Origin of the sequence: Paenibacillus hemerocallicola (assembly GCF_006265175.1) — a bacterium.
GTDB classification, from domain to species: domain Bacteria; phylum Bacillota; class Bacilli; order Paenibacillales; family NBRC-103111; genus Paenibacillus_AB; species Paenibacillus_AB hemerocallicola.
Window position 1 is genome coordinate 1 of the sequence record NZ_VDCQ01000111.1, and the last position, 16,771, is coordinate 16,771.

At 57.1% G+C, this 16,771-nt stretch carries 11 protein-coding genes, 1 pseudogene and 1 riboswitch; of the genes and pseudogenes, 11 read left to right on the plus strand and 1 reads right to left on the minus strand.

All coding sequences use genetic code 11. The features are described from left to right. Positions 1–513: 513 nt before the first annotated feature. Positions 514–1,548, minus strand: a pseudogene (locus tag FE784_RS39110) (LCP family protein); the annotation flags it as partial. A 312-nt stretch (positions 1,549–1,860) separates the two neighbouring features. On the opposite strand from FE784_RS39110, the gene FE784_RS39115 reads away from it, so the two are divergent. The 11 genes from FE784_RS39115 to FE784_RS39165 all read left to right on the plus strand — a co-directional run bounded on the left by FE784_RS39115 (position 1,861) and on the right by FE784_RS39165 (position 16,427). After that, positions 1,861–2,943 carry an ABC transporter ATP-binding protein gene (locus FE784_RS39115; RefSeq protein WP_176706846.1) on the plus strand — a complete coding sequence of 361 codons (1,083 nt, stop codon included), beginning with the start codon at positions 1,861–1,863 and terminating at the stop codon, positions 2,941–2,943. Further along, on the plus strand, positions 2,936–3,730 hold the full coding sequence (locus FE784_RS39120; RefSeq protein ID WP_139607724.1) for an ABC transporter permease: 795 nt from the start codon (positions 2,936–2,938) through the stop codon (positions 3,728–3,730). The genes FE784_RS39115 and FE784_RS39120 overlap by 8 nt, the downstream gene beginning before the upstream one ends. A gap of 2 nt (positions 3,731–3,732) precedes the next feature. After that, the gene (locus FE784_RS39125) at positions 3,733–4,521 is read left to right on the plus strand and encodes an ABC transporter permease (protein WP_176706847.1); all 789 of its coding nucleotides are present in this window, start codon (positions 3,733–3,735) and stop codon (positions 4,519–4,521) included. Between the two features lie 26 nt (positions 4,522–4,547). Then, positions 4,548–5,018, plus strand: coding sequence for a thioredoxin-dependent thiol peroxidase (bcp, locus tag FE784_RS39130; protein ID WP_139607726.1), 471 nt, complete (start codon positions 4,548–4,550; stop codon positions 5,016–5,018). Positions 5,019–5,272: 254 nt separating this feature from the next. Then, positions 5,273–6,703, plus strand: coding sequence for a polysaccharide deacetylase family protein (locus tag FE784_RS39135; RefSeq protein ID WP_176706844.1), 1,431 nt, complete (start codon positions 5,273–5,275; stop codon positions 6,701–6,703). Positions 6,704–6,778: 75 nt separating this feature from the next. Continuing rightward, positions 6,779–7,771 carry an AAA family ATPase gene (locus FE784_RS39140; protein ID WP_139607728.1) on the plus strand — a complete coding sequence of 331 codons (993 nt, stop codon included), beginning with the start codon at positions 6,779–6,781 and terminating at the stop codon, positions 7,769–7,771. Continuing rightward, a complete protein-coding gene (locus FE784_RS39145; protein ID WP_139607729.1) occupies positions 7,768–8,988 on the plus strand; it encodes a DUF58 domain-containing protein in 1,221 nt (406 codons plus the stop codon). The genes FE784_RS39140 and FE784_RS39145 overlap by 4 nt, the downstream gene beginning before the upstream one ends. After that, positions 8,975–11,395: a DUF4129 domain-containing transglutaminase family protein gene (locus FE784_RS39150; protein ID WP_176706845.1), complete on the plus strand. Its 2,421-nt coding sequence runs from the start codon at positions 8,975–8,977 to the stop codon at positions 11,393–11,395. Before FE784_RS39145 ends, FE784_RS39150 begins: the two co-directional genes overlap by 14 nt. 322 nt (positions 11,396–11,717) lie before the next feature. Beyond that, positions 11,718–13,256 carry a glutamine-hydrolyzing GMP synthase gene (gene guaA, locus FE784_RS39155; protein ID WP_139607731.1) on the plus strand — a complete coding sequence of 513 codons (1,539 nt, stop codon included), beginning with the start codon at positions 11,718–11,720 and terminating at the stop codon, positions 13,254–13,256. A gap of 198 nt (positions 13,257–13,454) precedes the next feature. Beyond that, on the plus strand, positions 13,455–14,609 hold the full coding sequence (locus FE784_RS39160; RefSeq protein ID WP_139607732.1) for a cation:proton antiporter: 1,155 nt from the start codon (positions 13,455–13,457) through the stop codon (positions 14,607–14,609). A gap of 172 nt (positions 14,610–14,781) precedes the next feature. Then, positions 14,782–14,882, plus strand: a riboswitch (purine riboswitch). Between the two features lie 168 nt (positions 14,883–15,050). After that, positions 15,051–16,427 (plus strand): NCS2 family permease, encoded by a 1,377-nt coding sequence (locus tag FE784_RS39165; protein ID WP_139607733.1) that lies wholly within the window; start codon positions 15,051–15,053, stop codon positions 16,425–16,427. The last annotated feature ends 344 nt before the right edge of the window (positions 16,428–16,771 follow it).

Sequence of the window (16,771 nt, forward strand, 5' to 3'; positions counted from 1 at the left end):
GGTCGACCCGGACTCCGTCTTGGTCCCGGAAGAAGTGCCTGACGAGCCAGTCCCCGTCTTGGTGCCCGAGGAAGTGCCGATCGACCCGGACTCCGTCTTGGTGCCCGAGGAAGTGCCTGACGAGCCAGTTTCCGTCTTGGTGCCCGAGGAAGTGCCTGACGAGCCAGTTTCCGTCTTGGTGCCCGAGGAAGTGCCCGTCGAGCCAGTTTCCGACTTGGTCCCCGAGGAAGTGCCGGTCGACCCGGACCCCGCCTTAGCGCCCGAAGAAGTACCGGTTGACCCGGAATCCGTCTTGGCTCCGGAGGAAGCTCCGGTCGAATTGGAGTCCGTCTTCGCACCGGCAGAAGTACCGGTTGTCCCGTTCGAAGGAGTTCCGGATTTGGTTGCGCTCGAACCGGTTGATGTCTTCGAGCCGGAACTGGCCGTACCCGAGGTACCGGAAGTGCCGGTCGACTTGGAGCCGCTCGAACCGGAGCCCGAGGTGACACCGCTGGCGGCCGCCTTGGACCCGCTAGAATCCGACTCCGTGACCGGGGCCTTGACGGTCGTGCTCGTTCCGCTTGTACGGTCGTCCTCTTCTTCGGCATCGGCGGCGGAGCTGCCATCCAATTGCTCCTTCACATACTTTTGCAGTTTCGTCGCGTTGACGGTCAGCACCGAAGCGCCGCCGATGTTGTCTTCTCCCAGCAAGCTGGAAGGGGGGACCTGGATTCCGTTCACACCTTGAGCTTTCACCTCGAAGCCGAGGGAACCCAGCTTGATCATGTCGGTAATCGACAGGTTGGTCGTAATGTAAGGATCGATTTTATTCAAAATGGACGGCAGCCGGAAAATGGAGGAGGTCGTCTGAAGCTCCTCGGCGACCGCGGTCATGAATTTGCGTTGGCGTTCCGTCCGCGAATAATCGGAAAGCGCATCGTGCCGGAAACGGACATATTGCAGCGCCGTTTTGCCATCCATCTGCTGAATGCCTTTTTTCAGGTTGATATCGAACTCCGGCTCCTCCGAATCGCGGTACTTCATATCTTTCTCGACTTCGATTTCGATGCCGCCGATCGCATCCACAAGCGCCATAAATCCTTGGAAATCGGTGTATACGTAATACTGGATCGGCAAGCCCAGAAGATCGCCGACCGTCTTCATGGCCAGATTCGGCCCGCCCATGGCAAAGGCGGTGTTGATCCGGTCGCTGCCGTGACCCGGAATTTTCACGTACGTATCGCGCAGAATAGAGAACAGCGACGCTTTCTTGGTCGTCGGGTCAATGGACGCAACCATGATGGTGTCGGAACGGGGGGCATCGTTTTTGGAATAGCCGCGCGAATCCGCCCCGAGCAGCAAAATGTTTACCCGTTCCTTGCCCTCCCATTTCGGAGGGGCTTCCTCGGTTTGCACCGTGTTCTGCGTTTTGATCTGGGTGAAGAAGGGCTCGTCCTTTTTTTCCTGGATATTGTTGCCGAATTGGTACAATGAATAGCCATAATAGCCGATGACGCAGAGGATGACCGCCGTGCAGGTCAAGGCGATCCACTTCGCTTTTCGCCACATGTGCTTCAACTCCTTTAGGTCCCGGTTCGACTTTTCCTTCCCGCGCCATATCGTGTATCATTAGACGATTGAATCTAATTTTCGCGAATGTTCAACAAAGTTAATTTGTCCAAAACGTCCACCCTTATCAAACCAATTATACGTGCTGCGGAATGCCGCCCGCAAGTCAAACCCTTGCCGGACATCGAACTGCATACGCTTAAGCTTGATAAAAAAGGCAGTAATAAACGTTTCGCAGCGACCCCCGGTTTTCAGGGGATTTGTCGGAAGAACGCGATTCATGGAGGAGGAGACCATAAAATGTCAGACGCCATACATGCCATAAAAGTTCAAAATCTGCGCAAGCAATTTTCCGTGCAAAAAAGCAGGGAAGGCCTGAAGGGAGCGCTCCGCGACCTGTTCAAACGCGAATATACGAAGGTCGACGCGGTCAAGGGCATCAGCTTTACGATTCCGAAAGGAGAAATATGCGGCTACATCGGCGAGAACGGAGCGGGCAAATCGACCACGATCAAAATGCTGACCGGCATCCTCGTCCCGACTTCCGGGCAAATCGAGGTGGGCGGCTTCGTCCCGTACAAGGAGCGCGAACGGTTCGTCCGGCGCATCGGAGTCGTCTTCGGCCAGAGAAGCCAGCTGTGGTGGGACATCGGAGTCGTCGAATCGTTCCAGCTGCTCCGCAAAGTGTACAGGGTAAGCGAAGCCGATTACCGTATGCGGCTGGACGAATTGACCGAGCGGTTGCAATTGGGCGATCTGCTCAACCGGCCGGTGCGCAAGCTGAGTCTCGGCCAGCGGATGCGCTGCGAGCTGGCGGCGTCGCTGCTGCACAATCCGGAAATTTTGTTTCTGGACGAGCCTACGATCGGGCTCGATATCGTGGTGAAAACGGAAATTCGCGAATTTCTGAAATCGATGAACAGACAGCACGGTACGACCGTCTTGCTCACGACTCACGATTTGCAGGATATCGAAGCGCTTTGCTCCCGGGTTATTATGCTGGATGACGGCAATATCATCTACGACGGAGCCATGGACGAGCTGAAGACGCGCTGGGGCAAAGGAAGGGAGCTTTCGTTCCGGCTGCACGCTCCGGTTGCGCTGGAAAGCTTGGAGCGGTTGACCGAAGAACTGGGCGTCTCCTGGTCGAAAGAAAACGAGCTGACGGCCAAAGTATGGGTTCCGTTCCAAGCCGCCCCCGTATCGGTCGTCCTGAGCCGCGTAGTCGGCGCCGTCGAGGTGAGCGATGTCAGCATACTGGAGCCGAATACGGACGATATCGTAAGAGAAATTTACAAGACGGGCTCGGCCGATGCTCGGGAAGACGGGGGCCAATCGGGCGGCGGCGCCGGACAAGCGACTACCGTGGCGCAGGGGGCGGGCCGCCATGCTTAGCGCTTACGTCGACCTGATCCGCATCCGCTTCATGATGATGCTCGCATACCGCGTCAATTATTATAGCGGTATTCTAATCTATGCTTTGAACATAGGAGCCTACTACTTTTTATGGAAGGCGATATACGGCTCGAGCGAAACGCTTGGCGGCATGACGGTGACGCAGATGACGACGTATGTAGCCGTTTCGTGGATGGCCCGGGCGTTTTACTTCAACAATCTGGACCGTGAAATCGCCGGTGAAATTCGCGACGGCAGCGTCGCCGTACAGTTCATCCGACCTTACAACTATTTGGTCGTGAAAATGATGCAGGGCTTCGGAGAAGGACTGTTTCGGCTATTTCTGTTCTCGGTTCCGGGGATGATCATCGCCTCGCTGCTGTTTCCGGTCAAGCTGCCGACGGAGCCGTCGGTATGGCTCGTGTTTATGGTCATGATGTTTTTAAGCTTTTTGATCAACTCGCAGATCAACATTTTGACGGGGCTGTTCGCCTTTTTCGTGGAAAACAACGAGGGCATGATGCGGATGAAGCGGGTCGCCGTAGATCTGTTCTCCGGTCTGATTATCCCCGTATCTTTATTTCCGGACGCGATGGCCGCGTTGCTGCAATGGCTGCCTTTTCAGGCGATTACATACTTGCCAGGCTCCGTATTTACCGGTCGGGTGACCGGACAAGCGGTGTACGAGGCGCTTTTCGTTCAGGCCGCTTGGTTCGCGATATTGCTCGTGCCGATCTGGTGGATGTGGCGGCGGGCCCGCAGCCGGCTGTTCGTACAAGGGGGGTGAGACTGTTGTTCTACGCGTCGTTGTTCGTCGAATATTTCAAAAACTATTTGAAGCGAAGATTGACATACCGGTCCGATTTCTGGATCGAGGTGCTGTCCGACCTGCTGTTTCAAGGCATGAACCTGATTTTCATTCTGGTCGTGTTCCTCCATACTCCGCTGCTCGGCGGCTGGTCTCAGGAGCAGGTCGTATTCATATACGGTTATTTTATGGTGCCGTACGGCATATTCAGCTGTTTTTTCAACTTGTGGGGCTTTACGGAACGGTATATTGTCAAAGGGGAGATGGACCGCGTATTGACCCGGCCCGCCCATAACCTGTGGCAGCTCGTGCTGGAAAATCTGGACCCCGCTTCGCTGTCCGGCACCGTTGTCGGTCTGATTATTATGGGGTACGCGGGGGCGCAGCTCGACCTGCAGCTGTCGTGGCACGACCCGTTCATGTTCGCGCTCTTTACGATCGGCGCCATCATGATTTACGGCGGCGTATACATCGCCCTTACGTCGATATCGTTCTTTTCCGATGCTCCGACAGGAATATTGCCGCTCATGTGGAACATCCAGAACTATGGAAGGTATCCGGTCAACATTTACAATAAAACGATCAAATTCATCCTTACGTTCGTCGCGCCGTTCGGATTCGTCGGCTTTTATCCGGCCGCCTACTTCATGGACCGGGAGGGCTGGGGCTGGGTGGCGCTATGGACGCCGGTCGTCGGCATCGTCTTCCTGACGCTCGGATTGACGCTCTGGAATTATGGTGTAACCCGTTACCGGGGGGCCGGATCTTAACTATAAAAGGCAGGGAGGTATGCGCAATGTCGGAGCTGCTGATTGGAAATCCCGCGCCGGACTTTGCATTGCCGGCGTCTACGGGCAAGAAAGTGAAGCTAAGCCAGTTTGCCGGCAAAAAGGTCGTCCTGTTCTTCTACCCTCAGGATTTGACCCCGACATGTACGGCGGAAGCTTGCGATTTTCGCGACGGCATCGGCCGATTCCGAAGGAACGGTGCGGTCGTGCTCGGGATCAGTCCGGATCCGGTGAAGCAGCACAACAAATTCGCCGAGCAGTACGAGCTGCCTTACCCGTTGCTGTCGGACGAGGAGCTGCAAGTTTGCAAGCTGTACGACGTCTGGAAGCTGAAGAAGCTGTACGGTCGGGAATATATGGGCGTTCAGAGATCCACGTTCCTGATCGACCGGGACGGCCGGTTGGTCCAAGAATGGCGCAATGTGCGGATCAAAGGGCATGTGGATGCCGTGCTTGCGGCCGTGAAGGCGTTGGGGTGAGGAGAAGGCCGTCGCAGCTCTTGTCGTGGCGGAGCGCATCGGCAAATGCAATGCTTTATGAGTAAAGCAAGAAGAAGGATGTCAGGGTGCTTTCCCGGCATCCTTTTCTTTTGCGCAATCCGTATAAAGGTCCCGGCTATCCTCGGCAGCTCTGCGGTCGTTCGACACATGTACTGCGCTGTCATACTCTGCTCCCTTCTACCATATACTCTATCGGCAAGCGAAAATCGATAGACATGTTCGGAGGGACGGGAATGAAATTGCATCGTGAGCTTCATTATGGAAAAGTCGGGATGGGCGGGTTGCCGTATCCATGTTTGCTCCTGCTGTTCGTCCTATTGTCCGTTTTCCCCGCAACGCCGGCGGCAGCCGATTCTTCCTCCGGACAGGCGGATAGAATCGTTTACGATTCTTTGCAGGCCGGTCAACGCCCTCCTGCCGAACGAGGCTATGAAGTCCCCTCCAAGCCGACCGTTTTTTTGACGTTTGACGACGGTCCCAGCATCCATACTTCCGACGTATTGAATATTTTGCAAAGCGAGCAAGTGGCCGCGACTTTTTTCGTGCTGGGCGAGCATGTGGAGAAGCACCCCGAGCTGGTCAAGCGCATCGTCCGGGAAGGACACGCGATAGGCAATCATACGTACGATCACGTTTACAATAAATTGTACGGAAGCTTCGGCGAATTTTGGAAGCAGATCATGCTGACCGAAACGGCTCTGGAAACCGAAGCGGACGTACGCACCCGCCTGATCAGAGCTCCAGGCGGCACGCATACGAACTTTGACGCCGCTTATTTTTATTACTTGGAGCAGGCCGGCTACGTCATCAACGATTGGAATGTGGATAGCGGGGATTCGAAGCGAGCAGGCGTGCCGGCATCGGAAATCGTGAGGGGAGCGACCGACCTGACGACCACGAGGAAGACGCCGAATCAAATCGTCGTGCTGATGCACGATAGCTCGGGGCATGGAGAGACCGTGAAGGCGCTGCCCGACATTATCCGCTTCTATAAAGACAAAGGCTACGCATTCGCTCCGCTTGCTCCGGAAATCAAGCCGATCCAGTCCCCGCTCGGCAAGCTGAAATGGAAGCGAAGCGCCGATTTCTCCGAGTACGCCGGCTGGACGGCTCTGGCCAAACAGCACGCGGCGCGGTGGGACCCCGATTCCGCTGGCGAATCGAACGGCCAAGGCGACACGCAGCCGGGGAATCCGCTCCTGCTCGCTTCCGCGGGCGCAGCGCCGCAGCCGGCAAAGCCTTCGCCCCCGCTTCGGCTTCAATTCGAGGCGGCGACGCTGACGCTGGCGCAGTCGGACTATTCGTTCCGGGAAGGCCGCCTTTATGTGCCGCTTCGCGAGCTTGTCGAGACGATGGGAGGAAGCGTCGAGTGGAAGGAGAGCAGCCGTCAAGCCGTTGTCGGCTATGGATTGCAGCAGATTACTTACGATCTTCCCAATCGTTCCATTTCCGTCTCTTCGCCCGGTAATCCGGACAAACGGCTGGTGATGGCCGATATAAGTCTGATCGACCACAGGCTGATGGTGCCGCTTCGCCAGGCGGTCGAGCTGCTGGGAGGCGAGATCGGCGGTTACGCGCTCGACGGCGATCCCCTTGAGGTTCAAATAGCGGGAGGAAGCGAATACGCGGTTAATCTAGCGAATTTCAAAATTGCCGGCACATAATCATAGAAACGAGGTCTAAATCGATAGAACGGCGGGAAAACTGAAACTATCAAGTTTCATTGGGAGGTTTTCCTTATGGCTCAAGGACGCGGCGTACCTTTGCCGTTCGATCGGCCGCAGCAATTCGTAGAGCGGATCATCCATCATGTAGAGAAGGCGATCGTCGGAAAACGGGACAGCATCGAAACGGCCGTTATCGCTTTCCTGTGCGGCGGCCATCTGCTGCTCGAAGATGTGCCGGGTGTCGGCAAAACGATGCTCGTCCGCGCGCTCGCCCAAACGGTCGGGGCGTCGTTCAAACGAATCCAATGTACCCCCGATCTGCTGCCGTCGGACGTTACCGGCGTTTCCGTCTACAATCAGCAAACCGGACAGTTCGAATACCGGCCCGGCCCGGTCATGGCGAACGTTCTGCTGGCGGACGAAATGAACCGCGCGTCTCCGAAGACGCAGTCGGCCCTGCTCGAAGCGATGGAAGAGAAGCAGGTGACGGTGGACGGGGAGACGTATCGGCTGCCCGAGCCCTTCATGCTGCTCGCCACGCAAAATCCGGTGGAGCACGAAGGGACGTATCCGCTTCCGGAAGCCCAGCTCGACCGATTTCTGCTCAAAATCCGGCTCGGTTACCCGGAGGAGAGGCATGAAGTGGAGATGCTCGGGAGGCTGCAGGAACGCAGCCCGCTGGCCGGTGTGAAGGCCGTGCTGCTTCGCGAGGAATGGGCCCGGCTCCAGCTGGAGACGCGGCTTGTGCATATCGACGATACGCTCAAGCAATATATCGTCCGTCTGACGTCGGCGACGCGGACGCATCCGGACATCGCGCTGGGAGCGAGCCCCCGCGCGTCGTATGCGCTCATGCGAACCGCGCAGGCGAAAGCGTTTTGCTCCGGGCGCGCTTATGTCGTGCCCGACGATGTCAAGAGTATGGCCGTCTCTACGATCGCCCATCGCCTCGTGCTGCAGCCGGAAGCCCGCTATACCGGCAAATCGGCGGAATCGGTCATGGCTCACCTGCTGGCGGCCGTCCCCGTCCCCGCCGCCCAGGCCGCTGCCGGGGGATCGCTATGAGTCGCTGGGGCTGGGGCAATTTCGCCGCCGTCGCCGCTTTGTGCGCGGCGTCGTACGGCTTGCACGAATGGCGGGGCGGGTATTCGTCTTCGTTTTTATTCCACGGGACGGCGGTGCTGCTCTTCGTCGCGTTCGTTTCGATGGCCTTCGGGATGCGCCGCATCCGGGCGGAGCGGCAGTTGAGGCAAAGCCGGTATTTTGCCGGGGATGACGCGTTTGTGGCCGTTACGGTTCGCCGTAGCGGTCCGCTTCCGGCAGGCTGGATGATCGTGACGGACATATGGACCGACGGCCGATCGGAATACCGCCACAGCCGGCTGATCTTCCCCGGATTCCGCTCCGTTCTCCGCTTCCGGTACAAGCTGAACAAGCTTGCCAGAGGACGGTATCGCTTCTTGCGCGTCGAAGTGGATGCGGGCGATTGGATGGGCTTGCTTCGCAGAAGGGTGGTCATCCCGCTGGAGACGGAGTTTGCCGTCTATCCGAAGCCGCTGTCGATCGCCATAGCTCCGCGAGGAGCACTGGCCGAATCGGGAAAAACGGTCATGGCCGCCAAGCCCGGCAACGATACCGTTCCGATCGTCACCGGGGTCAGGCCGTACATGGCCGGGGACCCGCAGCATCGCATCCATTGGAAGGCGACGGCGAGAACCGGATCGCTGCAAACGAAGTCGACCGACCCGGTCGAGTCGGACAAAATAGCCGTTATGCTGGACGGTTCGCGGAACGGCTTCGCGGGCAAGGACGGCGGAGCGCTGTTCGAGGCGAGCGTGCGGGCCGCCGCAGGGCTGCTGGAGTGGTGCGTCAAGCATGGGGCTTGCGCCAGCCTGCATTCGGGCAGCGCTCATCCTTTATCGCTGCCGCTGGCGCGCCGCGCCGATTTAATGGACGCTTTCGATCTGCTCAGCCGCGCTCAGGCGGACGGGAACGTATCCGGAGCGGACATGCTGCTGCGCGAATCGTCCGGTTGGCCGAACGACTGCGCCGTCGTTTTCGTGACAGCGGCCTTGGACGAAGGGCTGGTGCGGGCGGCGCGAATTTTGCGGTCCGGCCGGAGAACGCTTACGGTGTGGCTCATGCAGACGGACGCGCCGCTCTGCGATAAAGAGCGGTATTGGCTGAACGAGTTGGAAACGTCCGGCTGCCAGGTCGCCGTCCTGCGATCGCCGAGGTCGCATGCTTTCAGTCCGGGAGGTGCGGAAGATGTCATCGCCTGAACGATCGATGGTCCGGGACGGCGTCGCCGCCGGGCTGCTCTTCGCGCTGCTGCTGGAATGGCTGCGGCCGCTGCTAGAAATGTCGGAATGGAGCGGCATTTACCGGATCAGCCCGTTCATGCTCGCGTTCGCGTTTTTCGTGGCGCTGGACTGGCTGAGGCTGTCACCTTGGATCGGCTGGCCTCTTAAAGCATTCATTTGCTTAAGCATGGTCGCCTACGTGTTCGATTCCGCCGCATTCGCCCATCCGGCCTGGCTGCTTCGCTATGCGGAGCTGACGATGAGAGACGCACTCGCCGTATGGGACAACGATTTCGCCGCGATTAGTCCGGACAACCGGACGATGCTTTTTTTGCTGGGCTGGTCGATGATGATTCATGTCATATACGCCTCCGTCGTGGAGCGCAAGCAGTCGCTTTGGTTCGTTGCCGCCACCTTGCTCTATTTGCTCGGTTTGCAGCTGTGGCCGGGCGTCAATACGTCGAACGCGATTATTCGGACGGTATGGTTCGGTTTTTTGCTCATCGCTTTGCTGCAATTTTCCAAGCTGGAGAGCCGGTTCGCGCTGCGCCGGCGTATCGCCGGCTGGCCGGTCGGCATGCTCGCCGCCGTCCCGTTATTGCTTGCGGCGGCTGTGGCGGCAGGACTGTGGCTGCCTCCGGAGATGAAGAGCGGCGTCATGAAGCCGCTCGATACGGGAGCGCTCGCAGAGCGGCTTTCGTCTTGGAATAACGGCGTGTCCGGCGGAGACTTTGCAGGAGGCGGGGACACGGGGAGAGGCAGTATTGCTGGCAGAACCGGTTATGGCGGAGACGATTCCGTTCTGGGAGGTCCGATCCGTCAGGACGACTCGATCGCGTTTACGGCCGTCACCGAGAAGCTCACCTATTGGCGCGGCGAAGCCAAAACGTTCTACACCGGCAAAGGGTGGGAGAGCGGCGGAGCGGTAGACGAGACGGCTGGCCCGCAGCCGGCGCGCTCGATCGAGCAGAAGGTGACGATCGTCGATCCGGCGCTTGCCGACCGTTTGTTCGCGGGCGGCCCGGTGGAGCGCGTCGAAGAGCTCGTCGCGCAGAGCGGGAGGGTTATGCCGCCGGAGGAATCGGTCATGAACGTCTATGGCTCCTACTTGGTTACGGACCGTAACGTGAAAGATCCGCTCCGGTACTACAGGCTGCAAGTAGCGGTTCCCTTGGAGAGAACGCAGTGGAGAGATCAGGGGGAGGGGACGGAGTCGCAAAGGAGCGGTTCGGAGGAGAGCCGCGGTGCGGCATCGGGCGAGCCGACAGGGGAAGGTGCGACCGAAGTACAGGCGACCGCCGGACGCGATGCGCAAGAGGCGGTAGCCGAGGGACGGACGGTCGGTCCGACAGAGGCCGATGCCGTTCCGAAACCGGACAAGTTCCAGGCCGAGCTGCAGCTGCCTCCGGGCTTGCCGGCCAGAGTGCGGCTGCTGGCGGAGACGGTCGTGATGGATCGTACCGACGATTACGGAAGAGCCGAAGCGGTCGAGTCGTTTTTGAAAGCCAACTATACGTACAGCCTTGATGTGCCCGAGACGCCCAAGGAGTCGGCCGATTTCGCGGATACGTTTCTGTTCGACGGCAAAGTCGGATACTGCGATTATTTCTCCACCTCGATGGTCGTTCTGCTTCGTTCGGTCGGCATACCGGCACGCTGGGTGAAAGGCTTCTCTCCGGGAGAGGTGACGGGCGGCGCAGAATTGGCCAATGTCGGAGGTGAGGGGATTCCGGTAACGGTCCGCAACCTGAATGCCCATTCGTGGGTAGAGGCCTACATCGCCGGCAACGGTTGGATGACGTTCGATCCCACGCCCGGCAATTCCGTCCCGCTCGCCGCGGAGCCGGTGTTCGCGCAAGCGGTCTACGCTTCGGCTGTGCCCGAGCAGGAAACTGCTGTACCTGCCCAGGGCTTAGCGGAATCGATCGCGGCCTGGATGCAGATGAATCGCGAGCGCCTGTCCTCCTCGTGGGAGACCCGCGATTGGAGCGCAATGACGGACGCCGTGCGGCTGCCTGTGATCGCTGCCGTGCTGCTGATAACATTGCTGATGATCGCCGCGTTCCGTCGGATGAGAATCCGGACAGCTTCCAGCGCCGCCGCTCCAAGCCCGTATTCGCACCGTTACGCAAGCGGCAAGCGATCCTCCGCCTATCGTACGCTGGACAAGCTGTGGGCCGCCCTCTTCCGCAAGCTTGGCTTCAAGAAGCCCGCGCTGACCGTTCGCGAATACGTCGAATCGCTTCCGCTCTCGGAAGTCGGCAAGCGCGAAGCGCTGCTCGACTTCGTCAAGCAGTACGAGGACGTCCGCTACGGCGGCGCGCCGCTGCCCCGTTCGGCGAAACGGAATATAAGGGAGCTGTGGCGGAAAATCAAGGAGCGATAGCGGCTTTGGTTTGCGTTGTTTGGACCACGGCGAGAGATAGCCTATAATGGATATAGAAGAAACGGGACAAGGGTCGCCTTCGTTCCGTTTTTTTCGTTTCTTGTTAGTACCGGCTGAACGAACCCAATATCGCTATTCATGGACTGCGAGCGGTTCGCCGACGCCCGGAAGGGCGAAGTTCTGGACTCGTTGTAAAACGATTCCTTTGTACCCGGGAAACGGTCGCCCCTTTTCCCTTGACCTTGTCTTCCTGCCTTTTATATAATAATCTCTATTGAAAACGAATGAAAATCGAAGCGTTCACCGCTTCAAGGAGGCTTTTATGAGCAAGCCGAACGAAATGATCGTCGTATTGGACTTCGGGGGTCAATACAATCAGCTGATTGCGCGCCGCATTCGCGATATGGGCGTCTACAGCGAGCTTCTTCCTTACAACACTTCCGTGGACAAAATCCGGGAGCTTGCGCCCAAAGGGATCGTCTTCTCGGGCGGTCCGGCCAGCGTGTACGAGGAAAATTCGCCGAAGGTCGACCCGGGCGTCTACGAGCTGGGGCTGCCGATTATGGGGATTTGCTACGGCATGCAGCTGATGGCTTACCAATTGAACGGCAAAGTCGATAAATCGAGCAAGCGCGAGTACGGAAAAGCCGACGTGCAGTTTGCCGAAGGCTGCCATCTCGTAAAAGGTCTCGACCGCAAGCAGACCGTCTGGATGAGCCACGGCGATCACGTGTCGGCGCTGCCCTCCGGATTCGTCGTCGATGCGAGCACGGAGCACGCGCCGGTCGCGGCCATGAGCCACCCGGACAAAAAGTTTTATGCCGTCCAGTTCCATCCGGAAGTGCGCCATTCCGTGTACGGCAACGAAATGATCCGCAATTTCCTGTTCGACGTATGCGGCTGCGCCGGAGACTGGAGCATGGGGACTTTCATCGAGGATACGATCCGCGAAATCCGCGAGCAGGTCGGGGACCGCAAAGTATTGTGCGCGCTCAGCGGCGGCGTCGATTCTTCGGTTGTGGCGATTCTGATTCATAAAGCGATCGGACCGCAGCTTACTTGTATGTTCATCGACCACAACTTGCTCCGCAAGGGCGAGGCCGAAGGCGTCATGGAAACGTTCGTCGGCAAGTTCGACATGAAGGTCGTCAAGATCGACGCCCGCGAACGGTTCATGTCCAAGCTGAAGGGCGTGGACGATCCGGAGAAGAAGCGGAAAATTATCGGCAACGAGTTCATTTACGTGTTCCAGGAGGAGTCCGCCAAGTTCGACGACTTCGAATTCCTTGCTCAAGGAACGCTGTATACGGATATTATCGAGAGCGGGACCGCTACGGCACAGACGATCAAGTCGCATCATAATGTCGGCGGATTGCCCGAGGATATCAAGTTCAAGCTCGTCGAGCCGCTCAAAGCTTTGTTCAAGGACGAGGTGCGAAAGGTCGGCGAGGAATGCGGACTGCCCGAGGAAATCGTGTGGCGCCAACCGTTCCCGGGACCAGGCTTGGCGATCCGCGTGCTCGGCGAGGTGACGGAAGAGAAGCTGCACATCGTGCGCGAATCGGACGCCATTTTGCATGACGAGATTGCGAAGGCGGGCTTGAAGCGGGAAGTTTGGCAATATTTCACCGCTCTGCCGAACATGAAGAGCGTAGGCGTCATGGGCGACGGGCGTACGTATTCGCATACCGTAGGCATCCGAGCCGTAACGTCGATCGACGGCATGACCGCCGACTGGGCGCGCATCCCGTTCGATGTGCTGGAGCGCATTTCGAACCGGATCGTCAACGAGGTGGAGAACGTGAATCGCGTCGTATACGATATTACGTCCAAGCCCCCGGCCACGATCGAGTGGGAATAATCGGGTAATGGGCTGGAACCGAAAGCGGTTCTGCACGTATAGAATCGTATAACTAATCGCATCAATCGAGCATTTCGGAGGAGCCTGTCACCAAGGCCTTGCTATGTCTTCATAGCAGCTTGGGTGGCCGGCTCTTTTTTGCATGCTTTCCCGTTGCCCGGCGAATAGTAAATCCGAACTCGGAAAGGTGGAATCGTATTGCTTATTCTTCAACTCGCCATCATCCTGCTTGCCTCCAAAATAGCCGGAGACATCAGCGTCAGATTGGGTCAGCCCTCCGTACTGGGCAAGCTGCTGATCGGGATCGTGCTCGGTCCGGCCGTGCTGGGCCTCGTTACGAATACCGACATGCTGCAGGAGCTCAGCCAGATAGGCGTTATTTTGCTAATGTTTATCGCGGGCCTCGAAACCGACACCGAAGAGTTCAAACGGACCGGGAAATCGTCCGCCTTTGTTGGCGTTGCCGGGATCGCCGTCCCGTTCGTATTCGGTTATTTGGCCGGTATCGCCACGGGAATGCAAGGAATCGAGGCGGTCTTTCTCGGGCTGCTGCTGTCGGCTACGAGCGTCAGCATCTCCGTGCAGGCATTGAAGGAAATGGGAATGCTGAAATCGCGGGAAGGAACGACGATACTGGGAGCCGCGGTAATCGACGACATTTTGGTCATTATCGCCCTGGCTTTCGTCATGAGCTTCGCCGGCAGCGATGTCCATCTGGGCATGGTTGTCGTGAAGAAGATCGTATTTTTCGCGGTGGCGATTCTGCTGGCATGGAAGGTAGTTCCTTGGGTCATGAAAAAGTTCGCTCCGCTCCGCGTAAGCGAATCCGTTATTTCCGCCGCGCTGATCATTTGCTTTTCGTATGCCTATATGGCCGAGTACGCGGGCGTCGCCGCCATAATAGGGGCATATATCGCCGGCTTGGCCATCAGCTTGACTCCGTACAAGCGCGAAGTGTTCGAAAAAGTCGAAACGATAAGCTATTCCTTGTTCGTCCCGGTATTTTTCACTTCCATAGGAGTGACGGTAGAATTCGGCGGGCTGGCGGGCAATATCGGATTAATTGTCCTGCTGAGCATAGTGGCCGTCGCTACAAAGCTGGTCGGCTCCGCGTTGGGGGCGAGGCTGTCGGGCTTTCGCTGGAAGCCCGCATTGGGAATAGGCGCGGCGATGGTATCCCGGGGGGAGGTGGCTTTGATCATAGCGGCGATGGGACTGGAGGCGGGCTTGCTGGACAAGGACATGTTTGCGGTCGTCGTCATCGTCGTATTGATAACGACCTTGATTACGCCTCCGATGATGAAGCTGTTTATGAAAAAGTCGTCTGCGGCCGAGCCGGAACATTCGCATTAAGGGATTGTTTGGCGAGTAGCGGGCATGAAGATATCCCCGAGTTCTCTTGACTTTTCAAAGGGATATCTTTGTGCGGCAGCAATGTAAGCGAATACTTCCGAATGAACCTTCCTTTATTTTGGTAAACGTTCGGATTTCTATTGACACATCTCGACAAATGATTTTAGAATATGGGTGAATAACATACTGTTTTCGTATAATCTCAAGAATTGGCTTGAGAGTCTCTACGAGGTCACCGTAAATGATCTGTCTACGAAAAGGGAATTTATCGATGGGCCGTTTTGCTCCGCACGCATGACGGCGTATCCGCATAATTTTCCCTGGGAGTGGAAACCTAGACTGCGATCTAAGGTTTTTTTGTTTTTTCGCGGATAGCGACAACTCCCGATAGGCGTTTTTGTTATTCCAATTAAATTTTTATTTAGGAGGAATAGTAAAAAAATGGATCGTCTTTTCAGACTGAAAGAGAACGGTACCACGGTCCGGACCGAGATTATCGCCGGTTTGACCACATTCGTAACGATGGCTTACATCCTGTTCGTCAACACTTTGTTTCTGGGGCAGAACGGTGCGGGTATCCCCGATCAAGGCGTATTCTTCGCGACGGCGGTAGGTGCGGGACTGGTAACGCTGGCTATGGGCTTTTTCGCGAATATTCCGGTGGCGCTTGCTCCGGGGATGGGCTTGAACGCTTATTTCATGACCGTCGTATTGACGTCTAACGGCGAAATTACTTGGCAAATGGCTTTGGGAGCCGTATTCCTTTCCGGGATCGTCTTCATCATTTTGACCGTAACGAAAGTTCGTCAAATGCTCGTCACCGCAGTACCCAATAACCTCAAGGTCGCTATTACCGTCGGGATTGGACTGTTCGTCGCGATTATCGGCGCGAAGCTGGCCAACATTATGATGGTCAGTGTCAACCCGGGTACGGACGTAAACAAAACGCCCATACTGAACTCGAATCAATTCAATATCGTTCTGGGCGATTTCATACATAATAAAGATACGATGCTCGCGCTGATTACACTGCTAATCATCGCCGTGCTGATGGTGCTTCGCGTCAAAGCCGCGCTTCTGATCGGGATCGTCGTCGCTACGCTGATCGGCATACCGATGGGCGTGACGAACCTGGATGGGCTGACCAGCTCCAGCTGGCTGCCGTCCTTCAGCGATCTGGCGGTCGGCAAGCTCGATATTATGGGCGCGCTCGGAGTCGGCATTATCGAAATCATCCTGATCTTCACCTTCGTCGAGCTGTTCGATACGTTCGGAACACTCGTAGGTACCGCCAGCCGCGCCGGACTGCTGAAGGACAAAGCGAAAGGCGAGAAGATAATCGGCAAAGCGATGCTCGTCGACGCGGCGGGCGTCAGCACCGGCGCATTGCTCGGTACGAGCACGATTACCGCTTATGTGGAAAGTTCCAGCGGGGTAGCCGAGGGCGGCCGCACCGGTCTTACCGCGGTCACGACAGGCGTTCTGTTCCTGCTTGCGTTGTTTATCGCACCGCTAGCCTTGATCGTTCCGTCCGCGGCTACTGCGCCGGCCCTGATCATCGTAGGCGTGCTGATGATGGCGCAAATCAAGGAAATCGATTGGAGCAATTTCCTCGAGGCATTCCCGGCATTCCTTACGATCATTATGATGCCGTTCACGAACAGCATTGCCAACGGTATCTCGTTCGGGATCGTATCGTATACGATTTTGACCGCAATCCACAATCTGGTATCCCCCAAGAAGACGCCGATCCATTGGCTGTTGTGGGTCATCAGCGTATTGATCGTATTGCGCTATACGATGCTTGGCGGAGAATAATCGGATAAGAAGAACAGGATAACGCCCTCGGATTCCGGTCCGGGGGCGTGTTCTTATGGGGAGACGCAATCGGCTCCCGGGGATTTGTTGTCGGCCAGACGTACCCGGATTATAAGTATTGCTTGCATCGTCGGTAATAATTTGTTATATTAGAACTCGCCGCTAAAACGGCTAAGCGATGGCAGTGCGAACGGCTTTAAAAAAAGACTTGCAATCAGGCTGCCGGATGTGATATCTTATAAAAGTCGCCAATCGGACCTCGCGAAAGAGAGGAACGCCGCAGCGGCAAGCAGGACAAGCTTCTTTGCTCCTTGAAAACTGAACAACGAGCGTGCAAGTGAGGT

Excerpts from the sequence above, each read along its gene's own strand:
- FE784_RS39120 (WP_139607724.1), top strand. The coding sequence starts at position 2,936 with ATGCTTAGCGCTTACGTCGACCTGATCCGCATCCGCTTCATGATGATG.
- bcp (WP_139607726.1), top strand. The coding sequence starts at position 4,548 with ATGTCGGAGCTGCTGATTGGAAATCCCGCGCCGGACTTTGCATTGCCG.
- FE784_RS39135 (WP_176706844.1), top strand. The coding sequence starts at position 5,273 with ATGAAATTGCATCGTGAGCTTCATTATGGAAAAGTCGGGATGGGCGGG.
- FE784_RS39140 (WP_139607728.1), top strand. The coding sequence starts at position 6,779 with ATGGCTCAAGGACGCGGCGTACCTTTGCCGTTCGATCGGCCGCAGCAA.
- FE784_RS39145 (WP_139607729.1), top strand. The coding sequence starts at position 7,768 with ATGAGTCGCTGGGGCTGGGGCAATTTCGCCGCCGTCGCCGCTTTGTGC.
- FE784_RS39150 (WP_176706845.1), top strand. The coding sequence starts at position 8,975 with ATGTCATCGCCTGAACGATCGATGGTCCGGGACGGCGTCGCCGCCGGG.
- guaA (WP_139607731.1), top strand. The coding sequence starts at position 11,718 with ATGAGCAAGCCGAACGAAATGATCGTCGTATTGGACTTCGGGGGTCAA.
- FE784_RS39165 (WP_139607733.1), top strand. The coding sequence starts at position 15,051 with ATGGATCGTCTTTTCAGACTGAAAGAGAACGGTACCACGGTCCGGACC.